We start from the raw sequence: 17,937 nt of genomic DNA on the forward strand, positions 1-17,937 counted from the left end.
GGTTACTAAGTCTGCTCCTTGTATGTTATTTTGTCATTATGAGTGGGTTTCATGCCCGTTCATTAGTAGAAGTAACAAGTTCCTATTTGCTGGTGGGCACTCCATCCTGGGCCATCGTTATGCCATTTATGTGGGTGAGTCTCTATCTAATCATGGGCGGCATAAATTCGCTTGCCCGTCTGTTTGAAATAATCATCCCCATTACCGCCGGCATTTTTTTGGTTGTTGCTTTTCTGAGCTTCAAAACATTTGAGGTGGATAACCTGCGTCCAGTACTAGGGTTAGGGCTCATACCTGTACTAAAAGGAATCAAAACAACTGCTCTCTCCTATACAGGTTTTGAAAGCATGTTGATTATAATAGCATTTATGAAACAGCCAAACAAAGCAGTAAAAGCTGTTCTAGTTGGAATTTTTATCCCACTGATCTTTTACTTGATAACGGTCGTGATGGTCATTGGTACGCTATCCGTGGATGGATTAATAACGCTAACATGGCCAACGCTTGATCTCATACGAAGTTTTGAAATGCCTGGTTTGCTATTTGAGCGGTTTGAATCCTTGTTACTCGCGATATGGATTATGAAAATGTTTACTTGTTTTAGTTTTGGCTACTATGCTGCTTCTTTGGGGCTCGCGCAACTCTTTCAAAAGAACATTTATCCATTTATGTATGGATTACTTCCGATTATCTACATCATCGCCATGACTCCCAAAAGCATCAATGAAGTATTTAAATTAGGAGACATGATGGGCAATTTTGCGTTGTTTTTATTTGGGTTACAACCATTGCTACTTCTGCTTGTCTTAAGATTGAAAAAGAGGAAGCATGAAGTAAAGTCATAACACTGTACGGTTTCTTTTGGTTTCACTGTTGGTTCCTCTTACTGAGTGTTGGAGCAACAACGAAATTGAAAAGGCTTTATAGATTTCTAAATACATCGATTTCCGCTTTCGAATCTTATGTTAACCGGCCTAGCCATGGGCTGGTTTTTTACTCGTAAATAGAAGCATTTTTTACATGAAAAAGCCGACTCACGTTTTTATTTTCATGAATTGGCTAGTGAATCTTACTATAAGAAGAAGTCATTATGATTTACTCCTTGTTTTTGACGACTTAAGCTAAGCAACGTGTTTACAACTAAGTCTGGGACTTTCTGTATGTTTCCATTAATTTTACATATTATTCCGTTTATGAAGCAACTAAATTTAAAGGTTTTTTCATTTAGCCTGAGAAAAGATCACCTTATCCGTTAGATGACCCTCTACATGTATCACATGAGTTAATTTTTAACATTTTAGGTATTGCAAACGCTTTCCATTCGTGTTATATTTCCATTGTCAGCAAATTGTGCAAACGCTTTCCTAAAGTGAGGTGATAATGATCATGAGAGAGACTTTCTTGCACTCAGGATAAAGAAAACTCGCTGATTGGTAAGCCGTTAGGCGAAGGCAGAAGCGTAGTTGTCCTTACACTTTATTCCTAAAGTTTTCGGCTAGGTTGAATGGGAAATTTCACAGTCTTAAAGTGTAAAAAACATGTATGTCAGTAGTTTATTTTGTGAATATAAAGGACTTTTCATGATTATCAGGCTTTTTACGTTTTGCTAACAGTTCGAGAATCTTTAAAAATTTATGCAAACGGTTGCTCATATTTCAAGGGGGATGGAAGTATGAAAGGGAAAAAATGGACTACTTTGGCACTATCTTTACCGCTAGTTCTTAGCTTATCAACAGGTACCTATGCAGAAACGTTACATAGCGATAAGGGACAAACAACAAAAACGGGAAATAAAAATGGTGTTTTCTATGAACTATATGTAAATTCGTTTTATGATACGAATGGTGATGGCCATGGTGATTTAAAAGGCGTCACAAAGAAACTTGACTACTTAAATGACGGAAATCCAGCAACGGAGAATGACCTCCAAGTGAATGGGATCTGGATGATGCCCATTAACCCCTCACCTAGTTATCACAAATATGATGTAACAGACTACTATAATGTTGATCCTCAGTATGGAAGCTTGCAAGATTTTCGTAAGCTAACGGCAGAAGCACATAAACGCAATGTGAAGGTAATAATGGATCTCGTCATCAATCATACAAGCAATGAACATCCATGGTTTGTTGATGCGTTAAAAAATAAAAATAGCAAATACCATGATTATTATATTTGGGCCGATAAAAATACAGATTTAAACGAAAAAGGCCCATGGGGTCAACAGGTATGGCACAAAGCATCCAACGGAGAGTATTTCTACGCAACATTTTGGGAAGGTATGCCGGATTTAAACTATGATAACCCTAAAGTACAAGAAGAAATGATTAACGTCGGGAAGTTTTGGCTTGAGCAAGGAGCTGATGGTTTTCGTCTAGATGCGGCCATGCATATCTTCAAAGGCCAAACCCCTGAGGGAGCAAAGAAAAATATTGAATGGTGGAATGAATTCCGCGACGCGATGAGAGAAACGAATCCAAATACATATCTAGTTGGTGAAGTATGGGATAAGCCAGAAGTAGTCGCTCCATATTATCAATCGTTAGATTCTACATTTAACTTCGACTTAGCTGAGAAAATTGTTAATTCTGTTAAAAGTGGCACTGATCAAGGGGTGGCCACAGCAGCTGTTGCCACGGATGCAATGTTTAAATCATACAACCCAAATAAAATTGATGGGATATTCTTAACAAATCATGATCAAAATCGGGTGATGAGTGAATTAAGTGGAGATGTAAATAAAGCGAAGTCGGCAGCTTCCATCCTGCTAACTCTCCCTGGTAATCCATTTATTTACTATGGCGAAGAACTTGGTATGACAGGCCAAAAGCCAGATGAACTAATTCGTGAGCCGTTCCGCTGGTATGAAGGAAACGGAATAGGCCAAACAAGCTGGGAAACACCGGTTTACAACGCAGGCCATAATGGAATATCAGTAGAGGCAGAAAACAAGCAAAAAGACTCACTATTAAATCATTATCGGGAAATGATTCGTGTTCGCCAGCAGCATGAAGAACTTGTCAAAGGAGATTTACAGTCGCTGCAAGTGGACAATCCACAAGTCATTGCCTATAGCCGTACGTATAAACAAAACTCTATCCAAGTGTATCACAATATTTCAAATCAGCCAGTTACATTGAAGGTTTCAAATAAAGGAAAATTGATTTTCTCTAGTGAAAAGGGGGCGAAGAAAGAGCAAGAAACATTAGTAATCCCTGCAAATACAACAGTGTTAATAAAATAAAGGCGTACAATACAATGGAAATAGCAGCAATCCCTCTACTATCTCAGTAGAGGGATTACACGTTGTTGAAAAAAGAAGTAGTCCATAAAAAAATCTCGAGGTTTTCCGAGATTTTTTATGGACTATCTTTTTTCTTTTTTTAGTAACTTAAATCTATGCCAGATTCGCGCAGCAAACGCAATTTGGTCCGTTTTTTCAAGTTTTGTAATATAGCGGTCATCAAAACTTGGATTGTAACTTTCTGAACTCCACGGTAGCGTGCGAAGCGAAACCTGTGAAGTTCTTTGCTTTCTGCAAAACTTCTTTCAACAGTAGAAGGTCGAACAGAACGCAGAACTTTCCCCCGTGGGGAAAGACGCTGAGAATGCAGACGATCATATACATTTTGATGCACGGAAATACGAAGGACTCGATCCCTTTTCCTAGCATAAGGGCAGCCTTCGCAGCTTCCCTTTGGGGGACGGTACTCGTGATACCCTTGTCGTGTGGAATTCGGAGCTATTGGTGACGTTGAGCGATTTAGTACATACAAAGAGTATCTCGGTGTTTCGGCTGGAAATAAACAATCAGGGACATCCGTAAAGGGCACGAGAATGACCTTTAGCGGTGTTCGAGATGCACGTCGTGTTCTCCATCAAATGGCAATGATAATCATTGCGGTGAATTCACACCCATCCGTATTTAGCTCCTATTATCATCGTCTAGTAGAACATAATATGAATGGGAAAACAGCAATCGGACATATGTGCGGCAAGATTGCCAAAATCCTTTATATGATACTTAAAACAGGACAAAAATATGACCCTATAAAATACGCACAAGCAACAGGTATTCCTTGGTTATCTTATCCCATTATGTCCTCTGAAAAGTCAAAATATTGTTATCTTTAATCAAAATAGTGTGTTGTTCCTTGAATGGAAAACGATTACAATTTTTTGTAATTGGATTCTCCCCAAATTATTCCCTAAGGTAATAGTTATTTATTATCCTGTTATTTTTCCGAATGTATCATTTATCTCAAGAAGTTTAAAAATAGAATGATATAACATTTCATGTTGGATTTGATGAGATTCATTTCATGAAATAGGTTTACCTATGGGCTATCGTTTCTTGCAGGATATAAGCATTAGCATATAATTTAGAAATTTTATAGAAAGGAAGTATAACAAAGATGACAATCATCCCTACCATAAATTGGCTTACTGATTTAAATGTGTTTGCAGTGAATCGCCTTCCTGCTCACTCAGACCATTTGTATTACGAGACGATGGAGGAAGCAAGAAGTGCTGGTCCAATGGCCATGCGTTATGAATTGAATGGAAATTGGAAATTCAACTATTCTATAAATCCAGACAATCGTCCGAAGCAATTTTACGAGCCGGATTTCAATTGCTCAAGCTGGGGAGATATTTCGGTGCCTGGGCACATTCAGCTCCAGGGCTATGGGAAGATGCAATATGTGAATACGATGTATCCGTGGGATGGACATAATGATATCCGTCCACCGGAGATTCCGATGGATCACAACCCTGTAGGAAGCTATGTGAAGTTGTTTCATGTGCCGGAAAATATGATAAACAAGCCAGTGTATATTTCCTTCCAAGGAGTTGAATCGGCTTTTTACCTGTGGTTAAATGGAGAATTTGTCGGATATAGTGAAGATTCCTTCACTCCAGCAGAATTTGAGCTTACCCCATTTTTAATAGAGGGAGAGAATAAGCTGGCAGTGGAAGTATACCAGAGGAGTACGGGCAGTTGGCTTGAGGATCAGGATTTCTGGCGCTTTTCAGGTATCTTTCGAGATGTATACCTCTATACAGTGCCAGAAATTCACGTCTCCGATGTGCATGTAAACGTTGAATTGGACTCCACCTATGTGACAGGTCAGCTTCAATTAAAGATGGAGCTTTTGCCAAGTGGCTCTGCTTCTTCCAAAATAGTAGCTGAGCTATATGATAACAAAGACAGCTTGGTGAAAACAAAAAGTGGTGAGTTCGTTGATGAGAAAGGGATTCTTTCCATGACAGTGGACAAACCAGTTCTATGGAGTGCAGAACATCCTTATTTATATAAACTTTATATTAAGGTTTATAGTAATTCAGGTAATCTAGTAGAAGTTATCCCGCAGAATGTTGGCTTTAGAAGGTTTGAACTTGTGGATAAAATCATGCGCCTCAATGGGGAACGCATTGTGTTTAAGGGTGTGAACCGCCATGAATTCAATTGCCGAAGAGGCCGTGCGATTACTAAGGAAGACATGGTATGGGATATTCAAACGCTGAAACGTAATAATATCAATGCTGTACGTACGTCTCATTATCCAAACCAGAGCTATTGGTATGAGTTATGTGACGAATATGGCATTTACGTGATTGATGAAATGAACCTAGAAACGCATGGATCGTGGCAAAAGATGGGCGTTGTAGAGCCGTCTTGGAACATCCCAGGAAATAAACCGGAGTGGCAGAATATTGTTATGGATCGGGCAATCTCGATGTTTGAACGGGACAAGAACCACCCTTCCATCTTAATTTGGTCATGTGGGAATGAATCTTACGGAGGAGAGGTCCTTCTGAACGTTTCCCGATATTTCAAGGCAGTTGATCCAAGTCGTCTTGTTCATTACGAGGGTGTATTCCATGCACGCGATTATAACGATACGAGCGATATGGAAAGCCGCATGTATGCAAAGCCAGCGGACATTGAGAAGTATTTAACAGAAAATCCAGAGAAGCCTTATATTAGCTGCGAGTATATGCATGCGATGGGAAATTCGCTTGGAGGTATGTACAAATATACAGATTTAGAGCGAAAGTATCCGATGTACCAAGGCAGCTTTATCTGGGATTATATTGATCAAGCCGTTATCAAAAAGGATCGTTACGGAAAAGAATTCTTAGCTTATGGCGGCGATTTTGACGACCGACCTACAGATTACGGCTTCTGCACGAATGGAATCGTGTATGCGAACCGAGAGCTTTCACCAAAGATGCAGGAAGTAAAATATTTGTATCAAGACTTCAAGTTAGTGCCTGATCAAACTGGTGTAACCGTCTTGAATGAAAGCCTCTTTTCTAATACAGCTGATTATCATTTGGAATATATCCTTTTCCTTGAGGGCCAGGAATTATATCGAAACAAGCTGAATCTGGCTGTGGCACCTCAGAGCGAGGGCCGAGCCGAATTTACGTGGCCGGTCGATATCATGAGCAAATCCGGGGAGTATTGCATTCATACTTCGTTGAATCTGAAGGAAAATACACTCTGGGCAGATGCGGGGCATGAGATTGCGTTTGGACAGTTTGTGTTTCAGGCGGGGCAGAACAATCTGTATCCTGTAAAAGGAGACTTACGAGTTGTACATGGTGATGTGAATATTGGGATTCATGGTCGGGATTTCACGGTTATGTTCTCGAAGCAAGTAGGAAGTTTGATTTCATTAAATTATGCTGGTAGGGAAATGATAGCAACTCCTCCTGCACCGTTATTCTGGAGAGCCACTACTGATAATGATAGAGGCTATTCACAAGGTTTCCATTCAGGACTCTGGTACGCGGCCAGCTTGTCGCGTAAGTGTGTTGCGATTGGTGTGGAGGAAAAGACAGATGCTGTTAGTGTCGCCTTTACTTACAAGTTACCACTCAATAATGAGCTTGAGGTAAAGGTTGGTTACACGGTATATCCGGATGGCAGCGTGTGTGTCAAGTCGGTATATCATGGTGCAGACAATATTCCGCCGATGCCAATCTTTGCGGTAGCCTTCAAGATTCCAGCCGATTATGATCAACTCGAATGGTATGCAATGGGTCCAGAAGAAAATTATTCGGATCGTGTGATGGGAGCAAGGCTCGGGATATTTAAAAACACTGTGTCCGACAATGTGTCTGGCTATGTCATGCCGCAAGAATCCGGGAACCGTACGGGAGTGCGCCGAGTAAGTGTGACGAACCATGAAGGGCAGGGAATCAGAGTTTCCTCTGTAACCGATCCACTTGAGTGTACGATTTCGCCTTATACAGCATTTGAGCTTGAGCATGCCCAGCATCATTATGAACTGCCAAATGTCCACTATACGGTTGTGACAGTAGCCGGCAGGCAGATGGGCGTCGGTGGAGATGATAGCTGGGGGGCGCCGGTACATGACGAACACCTCATCCAAGCTGCTGAAGACATGGCATTCGAATTTATGATTCAAAGGGTCTAATGATGATATGGAAACCCTTGTAAAATAATTTTTACTAGTGGGGAGTCTGGAACATACAGGCTCTTCGCTAGTTTAGAATAATCATAATAGTTATTTATAAGGATACACAGTAAAAAAGGCTTTGTTAAAGACTTTAGTAGAAAATAAAAGGCTGTGCTGATTTTATGTAAATATGGTAATTTTTTTACATTCATAACATTTGCTAATTGGCAGAGGAAGAAAATAGGTTCGATGATGTCTGGATGCGAAATTCTAACGTATCGAATGTTTCAGCAAATAAAGAAACTATCATATTGCTTTAGGTAGCTGAGCAAGTATATGTTAAAGCATTTATTTTTCAAATAATGAGGGGTAAAGGGGCTGCTAGGGTAGCTCCTTTTCTTCTTTAACGAGGGAAAGCTAGTTGGCGAAGGAATATTTGGGTATCTATAGAAAAGGTAAAATTTTTTCATAAAAAGTCCTAAAATGTAGCTATTGAAAACGCCTTATTAAAATTATGATAAGAATAACATAAAAAAGACTTGTAGAGTAAAGCTTTTAATTTTTCCATGAGTTAGGAAGGATAGGCATGGAGCTGAAAAGAATGCTAGATTGGTTGAATCTGCAATAAAACTTAATGAGGTATATGAAATGCTTTAATTGCCTGTTTATTTTTTTTCTTTTTATACAATTATTAAGATGTTCATATCGAAAAGATAGGAAAGAGGTAGAACATGACTAGTTTTAAAAAAATTCTTGAAGCAATTAGTGATGAAAGAAAAGATAAGAAAACTCTATTCGGTGACTTAGAATGGCGGATAGAATCCCTAGGAGTATTGGGAGAGCAAATCATTGAGGAAGCAAAAAAGGCTCAAGTAACGTCCCTTCCATCTATTAGCTTTGACGGATATCGAAATTATGTCGAGCAAGGCGATCGAAAAACATTTGAAAATCAGTACTTTGAACGGAGGAGAAGGTTATGTGCATTAGCTCTCCAAGTTTTTCTCGATGATACTCAAGATGTTTCGTACATGGAAAACGAACTTTGGCAGGTTTGTAATGAATTCACTTGGGCTTTGCCTGCACATATTCCAACAGCCGATTGTATATTTTCCAATGAACGAAATGCCCCTTGGGAAACTGTAGATTTATTTGCAGCAGAAACAGCACATATGTTAGCAGAAATTTATGTTCTAATAGGGGAACGCTTACACCCGTTGGTCGGTCAGCGAATAGAAGTGGAAATCCACCGGAGGGTTCTGCAGCCTTTATTTTACAATCCTGTACCATTTAAATGGGAATCTGCTGCACACAATTGGAGTGCAGTTTGTGCCGGAGCAATCGGGATGACTGTATTATTAATGGTCGAAGATAAAAACAAAGTCGCGGGTATGCTTGCTCGATTATTGGGTGCCTTGGAATCCTTTATGGAAGGATTTTCAGAAGATGGAGGGTGTGCTGAAGGGGTTGGATATTGGGGATATGGATTTGGTTATTATATCTATTTTGCCGATATGCTATATCACTATACAGAAGGAAAATTGGATTTATTGTCAGCAGCAAGGGTAAAAGAGATTGCCTGCTTTCCCTATCGCACGCAGCTTTCCCGAAATCATTTTGTTAGTTATTCAGATGGACAAGCTGCTCAAACACTACCAACAGGATTATTAAGTCGTCTTCGTAATATGTTAGGGGTTGAAGTTCCTAGTACAGGGGAGATTACAGGATATCATTTCGATCATTGTTATCGCTGGGCGCATATATTTAGGAATGTGATATGGACAGAGGATGACGGATTGAATAAGGAACAAGAAGACACACAGGAACATTTTTATTTGCCTAACACAGGCTGGGTGATTCATCGTGAACAAAGGGGAATGGATCAATTTGCTTTTTCAATAAAGGGAGGACATAATAATGAGCCTCATAATCACAATGATTTAGGGAATTTTATTTTGCATGTAAATGGGGAAGATATCTTAGTAGATCTTGGAGCTGGATTATATACAAAAGATTATTTTGGAGAAAAGCGTTATGAAATATTGAATAACCGCTCTAAAGGACACTCTGTACCAGTGATTGGAGGACAAGAGCAACGGTCAGGAGCTCAATATGAGTGTAAGATTCTTTCTCAGTCTATAAATGAAAATGAAATTTCGTATACCTTAGATGTCACAAGAGCATACGGATTAGCAAATTTAAAACAATTTTATAGAAGCTTTACCTGGAAGACAGAAGAGAGTAAGTGTGTATTACATATGCATGATTATTTTAGGTATGTCGATAGACCAGAAGCAGTTCAAGAAGCTTTTATTAGTTATCTCAAACCAGAGATAACAGATCATTATATTGTTTGGAAAAGTCAACATGCAGAAGTAAAGCTGCAGTGGAATAAAGAGTGTTTTACACCTTCTTTGGAAGTCCATGAAATACTAGATCATTACGAACAGAAACAAACGGTGTATCGCCTTGTCTTACAATCGGAAGTAGTTAATAAAGAAATTGAAGGCAGCTTTTCTTTCTATTGTTTTCCTGCAAATAGATAAGAATTAAATAGATTTTTGACCAAAATGAGAGAATGTCTGAGTCGAACTAGTATGAAGTGTATGAATCAATAAAAATTAAAAAGGAGAGAAGGGAAGGATGAGTAATGATTTTGAGGAATGCATTAGAGCTAAGTAAAGGGATAGAGAATGATCGCTTGGACATGTATGAATTGGCAAAAAATAAAGGTTTTTCCAACCCGGAGGTACTCAATATGAGTCAGCAATTAGATAAGAAAATTACGCTGCTACAAGAGATGATGCTTGCAATTTGCTCTAAAAATACAAAAATGTCTCATTATCAAGTCCATTAGCAACCTTACATAGATTTTCGGGACGGACGTAAGAGTGAAAGAGCAGCAAGTTGTTTAATAAAAATAAACAGGAAATGCTTGCAATTCACTCTAAAACTAATAAATAAGTAAAGAGACATTATATTGAATAGAATGTATTATATAAAAAACACCTTCTCAACTCGCAATGAAGCGACTCAGATGAAGGTGTTTTTCATTCGTAAGTACCTAATAGAGGAATAGATGGCAGTGATGAGGAGTACATCAATCGTTCTTCACGGGGATTTTTCCTACATATTGTTTTCGAAATTGATTGGGTGTTAACTTTTCTAGTTTTTTAAAGATTCTACTGAAATATGCGGATTGTGCAAACCCGCTGCTTTCTGAAATTCTATCAATACTCCAATCTGTTGAAATAAGTAAAATCTTTGCTTGATCAATGCGAATTTTATTTAAATATTCTATCGGTGTACAGCCAAAGGCCTGGATCATGCATCTTGCAATATGATTAGGATGGAAGCTTAGAGCATAACCAAGTTCCTCGTAGGTTACTTTTTTTGCATAGTTTTTCCTTAAGTAAATGGCTGCTTTTTCTGCTACTGCGAATACAGGAAGAGATGTGGCCAGATGCATATGATTTGAAAGTTCTTGGAGTAATTGTTGAAAGAGCATTTGCCGCTGCCATTCCCCAGAGTGGATGGAATCGTTTTCTGATGAATTAATTTTTGAGCATAGGAGTTCAACAGTCTCAGGATTTGATAATTTACAATACTTAGGCAGCGTTATCCCAAACGGGCTCTCAGATAAAAAGTTTTCACTGTCCACAGCTGCTTTGTCCTCGTAATAACAAGGTTTAGAGACGGCAAGATCCTGCCATCCTTTCACGGCAATGAAATGGAGCCAAAAAAAATCGGTTACCTCATCACAAGGTGAAGTGGAGTAATGGTGTCGATCAGGGTAGAGGATGAGCGCACATCCCTCACTAACGTTAAAGTTATGACTGTCTTCGCCCATGAATAATCGTCCTTTTGTTACAACTAATAAATCAAAAACACCAATTTTGTTCCGGTTTGTGTGTGATTGACCGATATTAAACGTATTTTTACCAGCTGCAAGAAGCGTCGGTAAAGGCGGAGCAAACAATTGTAACATTTTATTTCTCCTCTAATGTTAGGATTGTGCAATTTTTTGTTAGGATTTTACATTTTATTCCTTGATTATAACACTATAATAGGTTCATAAATGTTTTTATTTTAGTGTATCTATGTTTAATAATCAAAGGCGGGGGAGGGGAAGTGAGATCGTGAAAAGTATACGTTGGGTGTGGGGGTATATTCGGAACTTTCGCATTAGATTATTCAGCGGACTTTTTCTGGCATTAGCTGTTTCCATGCTAAATATGCTGAATCCATATTTGGCAGGAACAATTGTTGATAAGGTTATTTATGGCCATCAGAATAGTTTGTTATGGCCCTTTTTGGGGACGATGATAGGAATAACCGTTATCAAGACAGTCATTCGATATAATTATCAATTAATGTTCGAGCGGGTTTCCCAAAGTGTCATATTCACGATAAGAGAACGGTTGTACGATCGTCTGCAGCAATTAGATTTTAGTTTTTTCGATCGGACCAAAACTGGAGATATCATGGCGCGAATGACCGGTGATTTGGAGACTGTAAGACATTTTACCGCATGGACAATTTATATGATCTTCGAAAATCTAACCATTTTAGTATTCGCCATTGGGTTTATGTTCTATATCAATCCGCTGTTAGCGATGGCAATGCTCGCGGTGACACCAATTATTGGTTTCTTTGCCACCCGTTTGTCCTTTACTGTCAGACCTACTTTTTCTGAGATCAGAGGACAGTTTGCAAGGGTAAATTCAGTGGTGCAGGAAAACATTAGCGGAAATCGTGTCGTGAAGGCCTTCGCAAAGGAAGATTATGAGATTGAGAAGTTTTCAGTGGAAAATGAGGCCTTTAAGGAAAAAAATCTCGTCTCCGCAAGGATTTGGGAAAAGTATTTGCCTATTCTCGATTCATTGGCAGGAGTGCTAACTGTTGTAATGCTCTTAGTTGGAGGAATGATGGTCATTAATGATTCTCTTACTTTGGGGGAGTTAGTAACATTTAATTCTTTGATTTGGGCGTTAAATAATCCGATGCGGATGGCCGGCTGGTTAATAAATGATGTTCAAAGGTTTATCGCTTCAGCTGAAAAAGTAGAAGATCTGTTAAATAAAAAACCTGAAATTACTAATGAGGCAAAAAGATTCAAGATCAAACACCTTAAGGGGATAGTAGATTTCAATAATGTATCTTTTAGTTATGGAGACGAACCGGTTTTAAAAGACGTCAGCTTTAAAGTGATGCCGGGTCAAACAGTGGGGATCATTGGACCAACGGGTGCCGGAAAATCAACATTAGTCAATCTGCTAAGCAGATTTTATGATGTGACGAGCGGGGACGTAAGGGTAGATGGGCTGAGTGTAAAGGAATGGGATTTAGCTAAATTGAGGGGTAGTATGGCAACGGTAATGCAGGATATATTTCTTTTTTCGGATACAATTGAAGGCAATATTGCGTACGGTGACCCGGATGCCTCATTCGAAAAAGTCCAATCTGCTGCCAAAATGGCAGAGGCCCATGATTTTATTTTAAAGCTGCCGAATGGTTACGATACTATTATTGGGGAACGAGGGGTAGGTCTATCAGGAGGTCAGAGACAAAGGATTGCCTTAGCACGAGCCATTTTAAAAAATCCATCCATTTTAATTCTGGATGATACCACTTCAGCTGTAGATATGGAAACAGAGCTCCGGATTCAACAAACATTACAGTCTATTCTTATGGAGAAAACCTGTTTTATTATTGCCCATCGGATTTCTTCTGTAAGAGAAGCAGATTTAATTCTGGTCATGGACAATGGTACGATCATTGAAAGAGGGAAGCATAAAGAGCTTTTGGCTAAAAAAGGGTATTACTATAGAGTGTTTAGCAACCAAAATGGGAATTTTGATCATCAATATAATGGTGAGGATGTGAAATATCTCAATGGCGCGAAATAAATTTGATGTCGATGAAGAGTTGGAATCACCATTTAGTTTTATTCATTTAAAACGAATGTTTGCTTATTTGAAACCGTACAGAAAAAAGATATTTGTAACCGTTTCACTCATGCTGATCGCCAGCGGTGCAAATTTAATTGGACCATATTTGATTAAAAAAGCCATTGACGAAAGTATTCCGAAGAAGGATGTTGCCGGTTTGTTAGCTCTTGCAGGCATTTACTTAATCGCCCTCATTATGACTGGGATTTGCATGAAATATAGAATTAGAATGATGTCTCAAATTGGGCATAGTGTTGTTCTCCATATTAGAAAAGACTTGTTTACCCATTTGCAAAAGCTATCATTCTCATTTTATGACAGCAGGCCGCACGGGAAGATTTTAGTAAGGGTAGTAAACTATGTAAACTCCTTAAGTGATTTATTATCAAATGGTTTAATTAATTTGATTACCGATCTATTTAGCCTTTTCGTCATTATAGGGTTTATGTTGGCGCTTGATGTAAAGTTAACGCTTATGGCAATGCTTGGGCTTCCCATCCTTGCCGGCGTCATCCTGCTGATAAAAAATGCCCAACGGAAGGCATGGCAATTGTTAAGTAACAAGCAATCGAATATGAATGCTTATATTCATGAAAGCATCAATGGAATCAAAGTAACGCAAGCCTTTACAAGGGAAGCAGAAAATAAACGGATATTTAATGAGGTATCTGAAAGTTATCGAAGCTCATGGATGAGGGCAGTACGAATTCAATTTCTGCTTTGGCCTTCAATTGAAAATATTTCTATTATTACCACCTCTTTCATTTATGTTGTCGGTATATCCCTGATTGGCAATGGAGTAACAGTGGGGGCATTGGTTGCTTTTGTTGGCTATATTGGAATGTTTTGGGCACCAATCGCTAATATTGGGAATTTCTACAATGCGATCATTAATGCGACGGCCTACTTGGAGAGAATATTCGAAATGATCGATGAACAACCGACAGTAAAAGATCGTCCAAATGCTATGGAGCTTCCTCCTATCAAAGGAAAAGTTGAATTTAAAGATGTTATGTTTGGATATGAAGATAGTGAAAGAATCCTTGAATCCATTAATTTCTGTGCGAATCCTGGTGAAACCATTGCTCTTGTTGGTGCAACCGGATCGGGTAAGACTACGATCATCAGTTTGATTAGCCGTTTTTATGAAGTAAGCAGCGGACGAATTGAAATCGATGGTGTCGATATTAACACAGTCACCATCCCATCCTTACGAAAACAAATGGGTGTCATGCTTCAGGATCCGTTTATTTTTTCTGGTACGATTATGGATAATATTCGTTATGGACGGCTGGATGCTACGGATGAAGAAGTGATTGCAGCAGCCAAAGCGGTTCAGGCTCATCAGTTTATTATGGGGCTGTCAGATGGGTATCAAACGGAGGTTAACGAAAGAGGCACAAGGCTTTCGACTGGACAAAGGCAATTAATCTCTTTTGCCCGTGCGCTTTTAGCAGATCCAAAAATATTAATCTTGGATGAGGCTACATCATCGATTGATACGGAAACAGAGCTGGCCTTGCAAAAGGGACTTGAAACGTTGCTGGCTGATAGAACCTCCTTTATTATTGCCCATCGTCTTTCCACCATTCAAAATGCGACTCGTATTCTCGTAATCGATAAAGGAAGAATTATAGAGGAAGGATCCCATAGCGAATTAATGAGTCGAGAGAGTTACTATTGGAAACTGCATCATTCACAACATCAATCCCTGGAAGTGGGATAAAAACGGTCATTTCCACGCTATGGGAGCGTTAGATTCTGTGATTTGATACTAACAATGTATAACCAAGCCTCTGAATAATGAAGAGGCTTGGTTTTCTTAGGGATATTACATCGTTTATGGGCTTCAATGGGCTTTCATCATTTCTACAAGGTTATCCAGTACCGATTTTATCGACTACAATTTTTCCTCTTCCATTTCCCCGCGAAAAACTACTGAAAGACTCTATACCCTAGTAATTCGAAAAGCGATTTCGATAAGTCCGTGGCGAAAGGCCTTCGTATTTAGCGAAGCTGTAACTGAAATAAGAGGGTTGATGAAATCCTACTTCTTCAGCGATGCGGGCGACTGGCAGATCCGTTCGCAAGAGGAGCAGCTTGGCTTGCTCTAATCGATACCTTATAAGATATTCGATAGGGGAGCAGCTGAATTGCTTTTGCATGCAGCGTGCTATGTAAACCGGGTGGAAGTTTAAAACCTCTCCAAGTTTTTCAGCTGTAATGTCCTCCTTGTAATGCTTGCGCAGATAAGAAGCAGCCTGATCGGCAACTTGTTCCCCGGGCGTCACCGTGTTCAGGTCAAGAGAGGCATTCAGTAGCTCAAGGATTTGCTGAAAGATTAATTGTCGCTTCCAACGTGCCCAATTGTTATGTGATTGCTGCTCCAAATCATTTAATTGCTGTACTTTCTCATAAACCGTTGTAGGCTGTAATAACCGGACAAATTGCGGGATATTCATAGAAAAGCTTTGAACCGTAAAAGCATCAAATCCCATTGGTTCCGTTTGTGGTACTATAGGGTAATTTTCCGTATCTCTCCAGTTCCCTGCTGTATTGAAATGAATCCAAAAATATCCCGTTTTCTCACGGCAGCCCTTCGTCGGATAATGGTGCTGATCAGGTCGTAAAATGAGCGCATGTCCGGCGGATACCTCATAATGTCGATCTTCTTCTCCGATATAAAGAGTGCCATGGGTAACGACCAGTAAATCGAACAACCCAAGGTCCCTGCGATTGAAGTGTTTTTGATTAGGCTGGAACACCCCAAAACCGCTAGCGATATAGTGCGGCAAGGGTGGAGCGATAAACTGAAGTATAGACATGTCCCCATACCTCCAATCTCGTCAGGTTTGAAAAGTGAAAGTTTTGGTTTAAAAACTGCCACATCACCTAGAGTATAACTTTTATAATGTGAAATGACTAGGTCGTTGGGAAAAAGACAGATTTTCATATCAACGAGGGAGTAGGAGGGGGTTAGATGATACGTAAAGAAAAAAATATGTCGCTTTGGATGCTTGCGTGGCCTATTTTTCTTGAGATGCTTTTGCAGTTTTTGCTGGGAGCTACAGATACCTTGATGGTCAGTCATGTATCTGATGATGCTGTTGCAGTGATTGGAATTTCTACGCAGTTGTTTAATGCGGTAAATATTCTGTTTGCGGCAGTGGCCAGCGGTGCCGGGATACTTGTGGCCCAGAAGCTTGGGGCGAAGAAGGAGGAGGAAGCCCGTACCGTTAGTATGATGGGCTTAAAGATCTGTATTGGGATCGGAGCAGCTCTTAGTGTTCTCCTTGCTTTCGGAGCGGAGCCTATCGCCAATCTGCTGCAGCTTTCTGAGAATCTACAGCCTCTTGGGAAAACGTATATTTCCATTGTTGGCGGAGGCATGGTGTTTATGGCAGCCATGGTTGTACTTAGTACAGTGATCCGCAATACTGGAGATACACGCAGTCCTATGTATGCTGCCATTGGAATCAATGTTATTCATGTTCTCATGAACTATGCTTTCATTCACGGTGCTGTAGGATTTCCAGCATGGGGTCTGACAGGCGTAGCTTTATCTACAACCATTAGCCGCATAATAGGTACCATCATTCTGGTTGTTATCTTTAGGAAATCCTTCCAGAAGCGTTTTAGCTGGACTGATATACGGATATTTGATCGACCGTTGTTTCGAGAAACTATGAAATTGAGTTGGCCGCTAGGGGTGGGAATGTCATCTTGGTGTTTTACTCAGTTAGTGATCTTTACTTTTATTGCCATTCTTGGCTCCAAGGAGTTAACTGCAAGAACTTATATGAACACATTAGAGTCATTTTGCTTCTTAGTTGGCTTCTCTATTGCTATGGCAGGGCAAATTCGCATCGCCCATCTCCATGGTTCCGGTCAAGACCAAGTGGCTTACTGGAGTGCCTATCGGGTGATGTGGATCGGGCTTTCCTTAGTCTTGGTCAATACGCTCCTACTGTATGGGTTTGGAAATAAGGCCCTTAAATTATTTACGTCTGACTCGGAGATTGTATCTCTCGGCGTTTCGCTGCTAGCTGTTAATCTGCTGCTGCAGCCGGCCAAAATGCTCAATATGGCTTTAGGCAATGCTTTAAACGCTGTAGGCGAAACCCGCTTTAACATGATAGTTGGATTAGTTTCCATGTGGGTGATTGCCGTAGGTTTATCTTACTGCCTAGGAATTTGGATGAGTTGGGGCTTGTATGGTATCTATGCAGCAATGATTTTAGATGAATTACTGCGAGGGGTGTTAGTTCTATTCCGTTGGAGAGCCAAAAAGTTTATAGTGAAGTCTGATGCTAAGGAGGAACTGAAAAACGCAACGATGGTTTTTTAGAATGCTTATTACCTGCTATACTATAATAATTTTTATAGATTGCTTGCATTTTTAGCTATAGTTTTTAAGAAATATACACCCCAATTAACGAAGGTTGATTGGGGTGTATTGTTTTTCTATGACCATAACATAAAAAGCTAGGTAGAAATACTCTATAACAAAGCAATTTTCTCATTCCCTGGTTTCTTCGTAGTTTTGTAACAGGTTGTGG

10 protein-coding genes and 2 pseudogenes are annotated in these 17,937 nt (G+C 39.7%); 9 read left to right on the forward strand and 3 right to left on the reverse strand.

What is annotated here, in order from left to right; all coding sequences use genetic code 11:
- Window positions 1-845: GerAB/ArcD/ProY family transporter (locus EP737_RS15335; RefSeq protein WP_129728852.1), on the forward strand; the 845-nt coding region annotated here is incomplete at its 5' end.
- 827 nt (window positions 846-1,672) lie between these two features.
- Window positions 1,673-3,244, forward strand: coding sequence for an alpha-amylase family glycosyl hydrolase (locus EP737_RS15340; RefSeq protein WP_129728853.1), 1,572 nt, complete (start codon window positions 1,673-1,675; stop codon window positions 3,242-3,244).
- A gap of 139 nt (window positions 3,245-3,383) precedes the next feature.
- Here the strand turns inward: EP737_RS15340 and EP737_RS15345 are convergent.
- A pseudogene (locus EP737_RS15345) lies at window positions 3,384-3,734 on the reverse strand (transposase); the annotation flags it as partial.
- Window positions 3,735-3,738: 4 nt separating this feature from the next.
- Here EP737_RS15345 and EP737_RS15350 point away from each other — a divergent pair.
- The 4 genes and pseudogenes from EP737_RS15350 to EP737_RS15365 all read left to right on the forward strand — a co-directional run.
- A pseudogene (locus tag EP737_RS15350) lies at window positions 3,739-4,134 on the forward strand (transposase); the annotation flags it as partial.
- Window positions 4,135-4,415: 281 nt separating this feature from the next.
- The gene (lacZ, locus tag EP737_RS15355; RefSeq protein WP_129728854.1) at window positions 4,416-7,448 is read left to right on the forward strand and encodes a beta-galactosidase, LacZ type; all 3,033 of its coding nucleotides are present in this window, start codon (window positions 4,416-4,418) and stop codon (window positions 7,446-7,448) included.
- A 713-nt stretch (window positions 7,449-8,161) separates the two neighbouring features.
- Complete coding sequence (locus EP737_RS15360; protein WP_129728855.1) at window positions 8,162-9,973, forward strand: heparinase II/III domain-containing protein; 1,812 nt, start codon at window positions 8,162-8,164, stop codon at window positions 9,971-9,973.
- 104 nt (window positions 9,974-10,077) lie between these two features.
- Complete coding sequence (locus tag EP737_RS15365; protein WP_129728856.1) at window positions 10,078-10,284, forward strand: aspartyl-phosphate phosphatase Spo0E family protein; 207 nt, start codon at window positions 10,078-10,080, stop codon at window positions 10,282-10,284.
- 243 nt (window positions 10,285-10,527) lie between these two features.
- Here the strand turns inward: EP737_RS15365 and EP737_RS15370 are convergent, their stop codons facing one another.
- Window positions 10,528-11,415: a helix-turn-helix domain-containing protein gene (locus tag EP737_RS15370; RefSeq protein ID WP_129728857.1), complete on the reverse strand. Its 888-nt coding sequence runs from the start codon at window positions 11,413-11,415 to the stop codon at window positions 10,528-10,530.
- Window positions 11,416-11,566: 151 nt separating this feature from the next.
- On the opposite strand from EP737_RS15370, the gene EP737_RS15375 reads away from it, so the two are divergent.
- Window positions 11,567-13,336: an ABC transporter ATP-binding protein gene (locus EP737_RS15375; RefSeq protein WP_129728858.1), complete on the forward strand. Its 1,770-nt coding sequence runs from the start codon at window positions 11,567-11,569 to the stop codon at window positions 13,334-13,336.
- Window positions 13,323-15,104, forward strand: a complete 1,782-nt coding sequence (locus EP737_RS15380; RefSeq protein ID WP_129728859.1) for an ABC transporter ATP-binding protein — start codon at window positions 13,323-13,325, stop codon at window positions 15,102-15,104. The genes EP737_RS15375 and EP737_RS15380 overlap by 14 nt, the downstream gene beginning before the upstream one ends.
- A gap of 229 nt (window positions 15,105-15,333) precedes the next feature.
- Here EP737_RS15380 and EP737_RS15385 read toward each other — a convergent pair whose 3' ends face one another.
- Complete coding sequence (locus tag EP737_RS15385; RefSeq protein WP_342046269.1) at window positions 15,334-16,098, reverse strand: helix-turn-helix transcriptional regulator; 765 nt, start codon at window positions 16,096-16,098, stop codon at window positions 15,334-15,336.
- 260 nt (window positions 16,099-16,358) lie between these two features.
- Here EP737_RS15385 and EP737_RS15390 point away from each other — a divergent pair, with 260 nt between their 5' ends.
- Window positions 16,359-17,726 (forward strand): MATE family efflux transporter, encoded by a 1,368-nt coding sequence (locus tag EP737_RS15390; RefSeq protein WP_129728861.1) that lies wholly within the window; start codon window positions 16,359-16,361, stop codon window positions 17,724-17,726.
- Window positions 17,727-17,937 lie beyond the last annotated feature (211 nt).

The organism is Ectobacillus funiculus (assembly GCF_004138295.1).
GTDB classification, from domain to species: Bacteria; Bacillota; Bacilli; order Bacillales; family Bacillaceae_G; genus Ectobacillus; species Ectobacillus funiculus.

What these genes read in the sequence shown, in the direction of transcription:
- EP737_RS15365 (WP_129728856.1), top strand. Translation starts at nt 10,078, where the DNA reads ATGATTTTGAGGAATGCATTAGAGCTAAGTAAAGGGATAGAGAATGAT.
- EP737_RS15380 (WP_129728859.1), top strand. Translation starts at nt 13,323, where the DNA reads ATGGCGCGAAATAAATTTGATGTCGATGAAGAGTTGGAATCACCATTT.
- EP737_RS15340 (WP_129728853.1), top strand. Translation starts at nt 1,673, where the DNA reads ATGAAAGGGAAAAAATGGACTACTTTGGCACTATCTTTACCGCTAGTT.
- EP737_RS15360 (WP_129728855.1), top strand. Translation starts at nt 8,162, where the DNA reads ATGACTAGTTTTAAAAAAATTCTTGAAGCAATTAGTGATGAAAGAAAA.
- lacZ (WP_129728854.1), top strand. Translation starts at nt 4,416, where the DNA reads ATGACAATCATCCCTACCATAAATTGGCTTACTGATTTAAATGTGTTT.
- EP737_RS15370 (WP_129728857.1), bottom strand. Translation starts at nt 11,415, where the DNA reads ATGTTACAATTGTTTGCTCCGCCTTTACCGACGCTTCTTGCAGCTGGT.
- EP737_RS15390 (WP_129728861.1), top strand. Translation starts at nt 16,359, where the DNA reads ATGATACGTAAAGAAAAAAATATGTCGCTTTGGATGCTTGCGTGGCCT.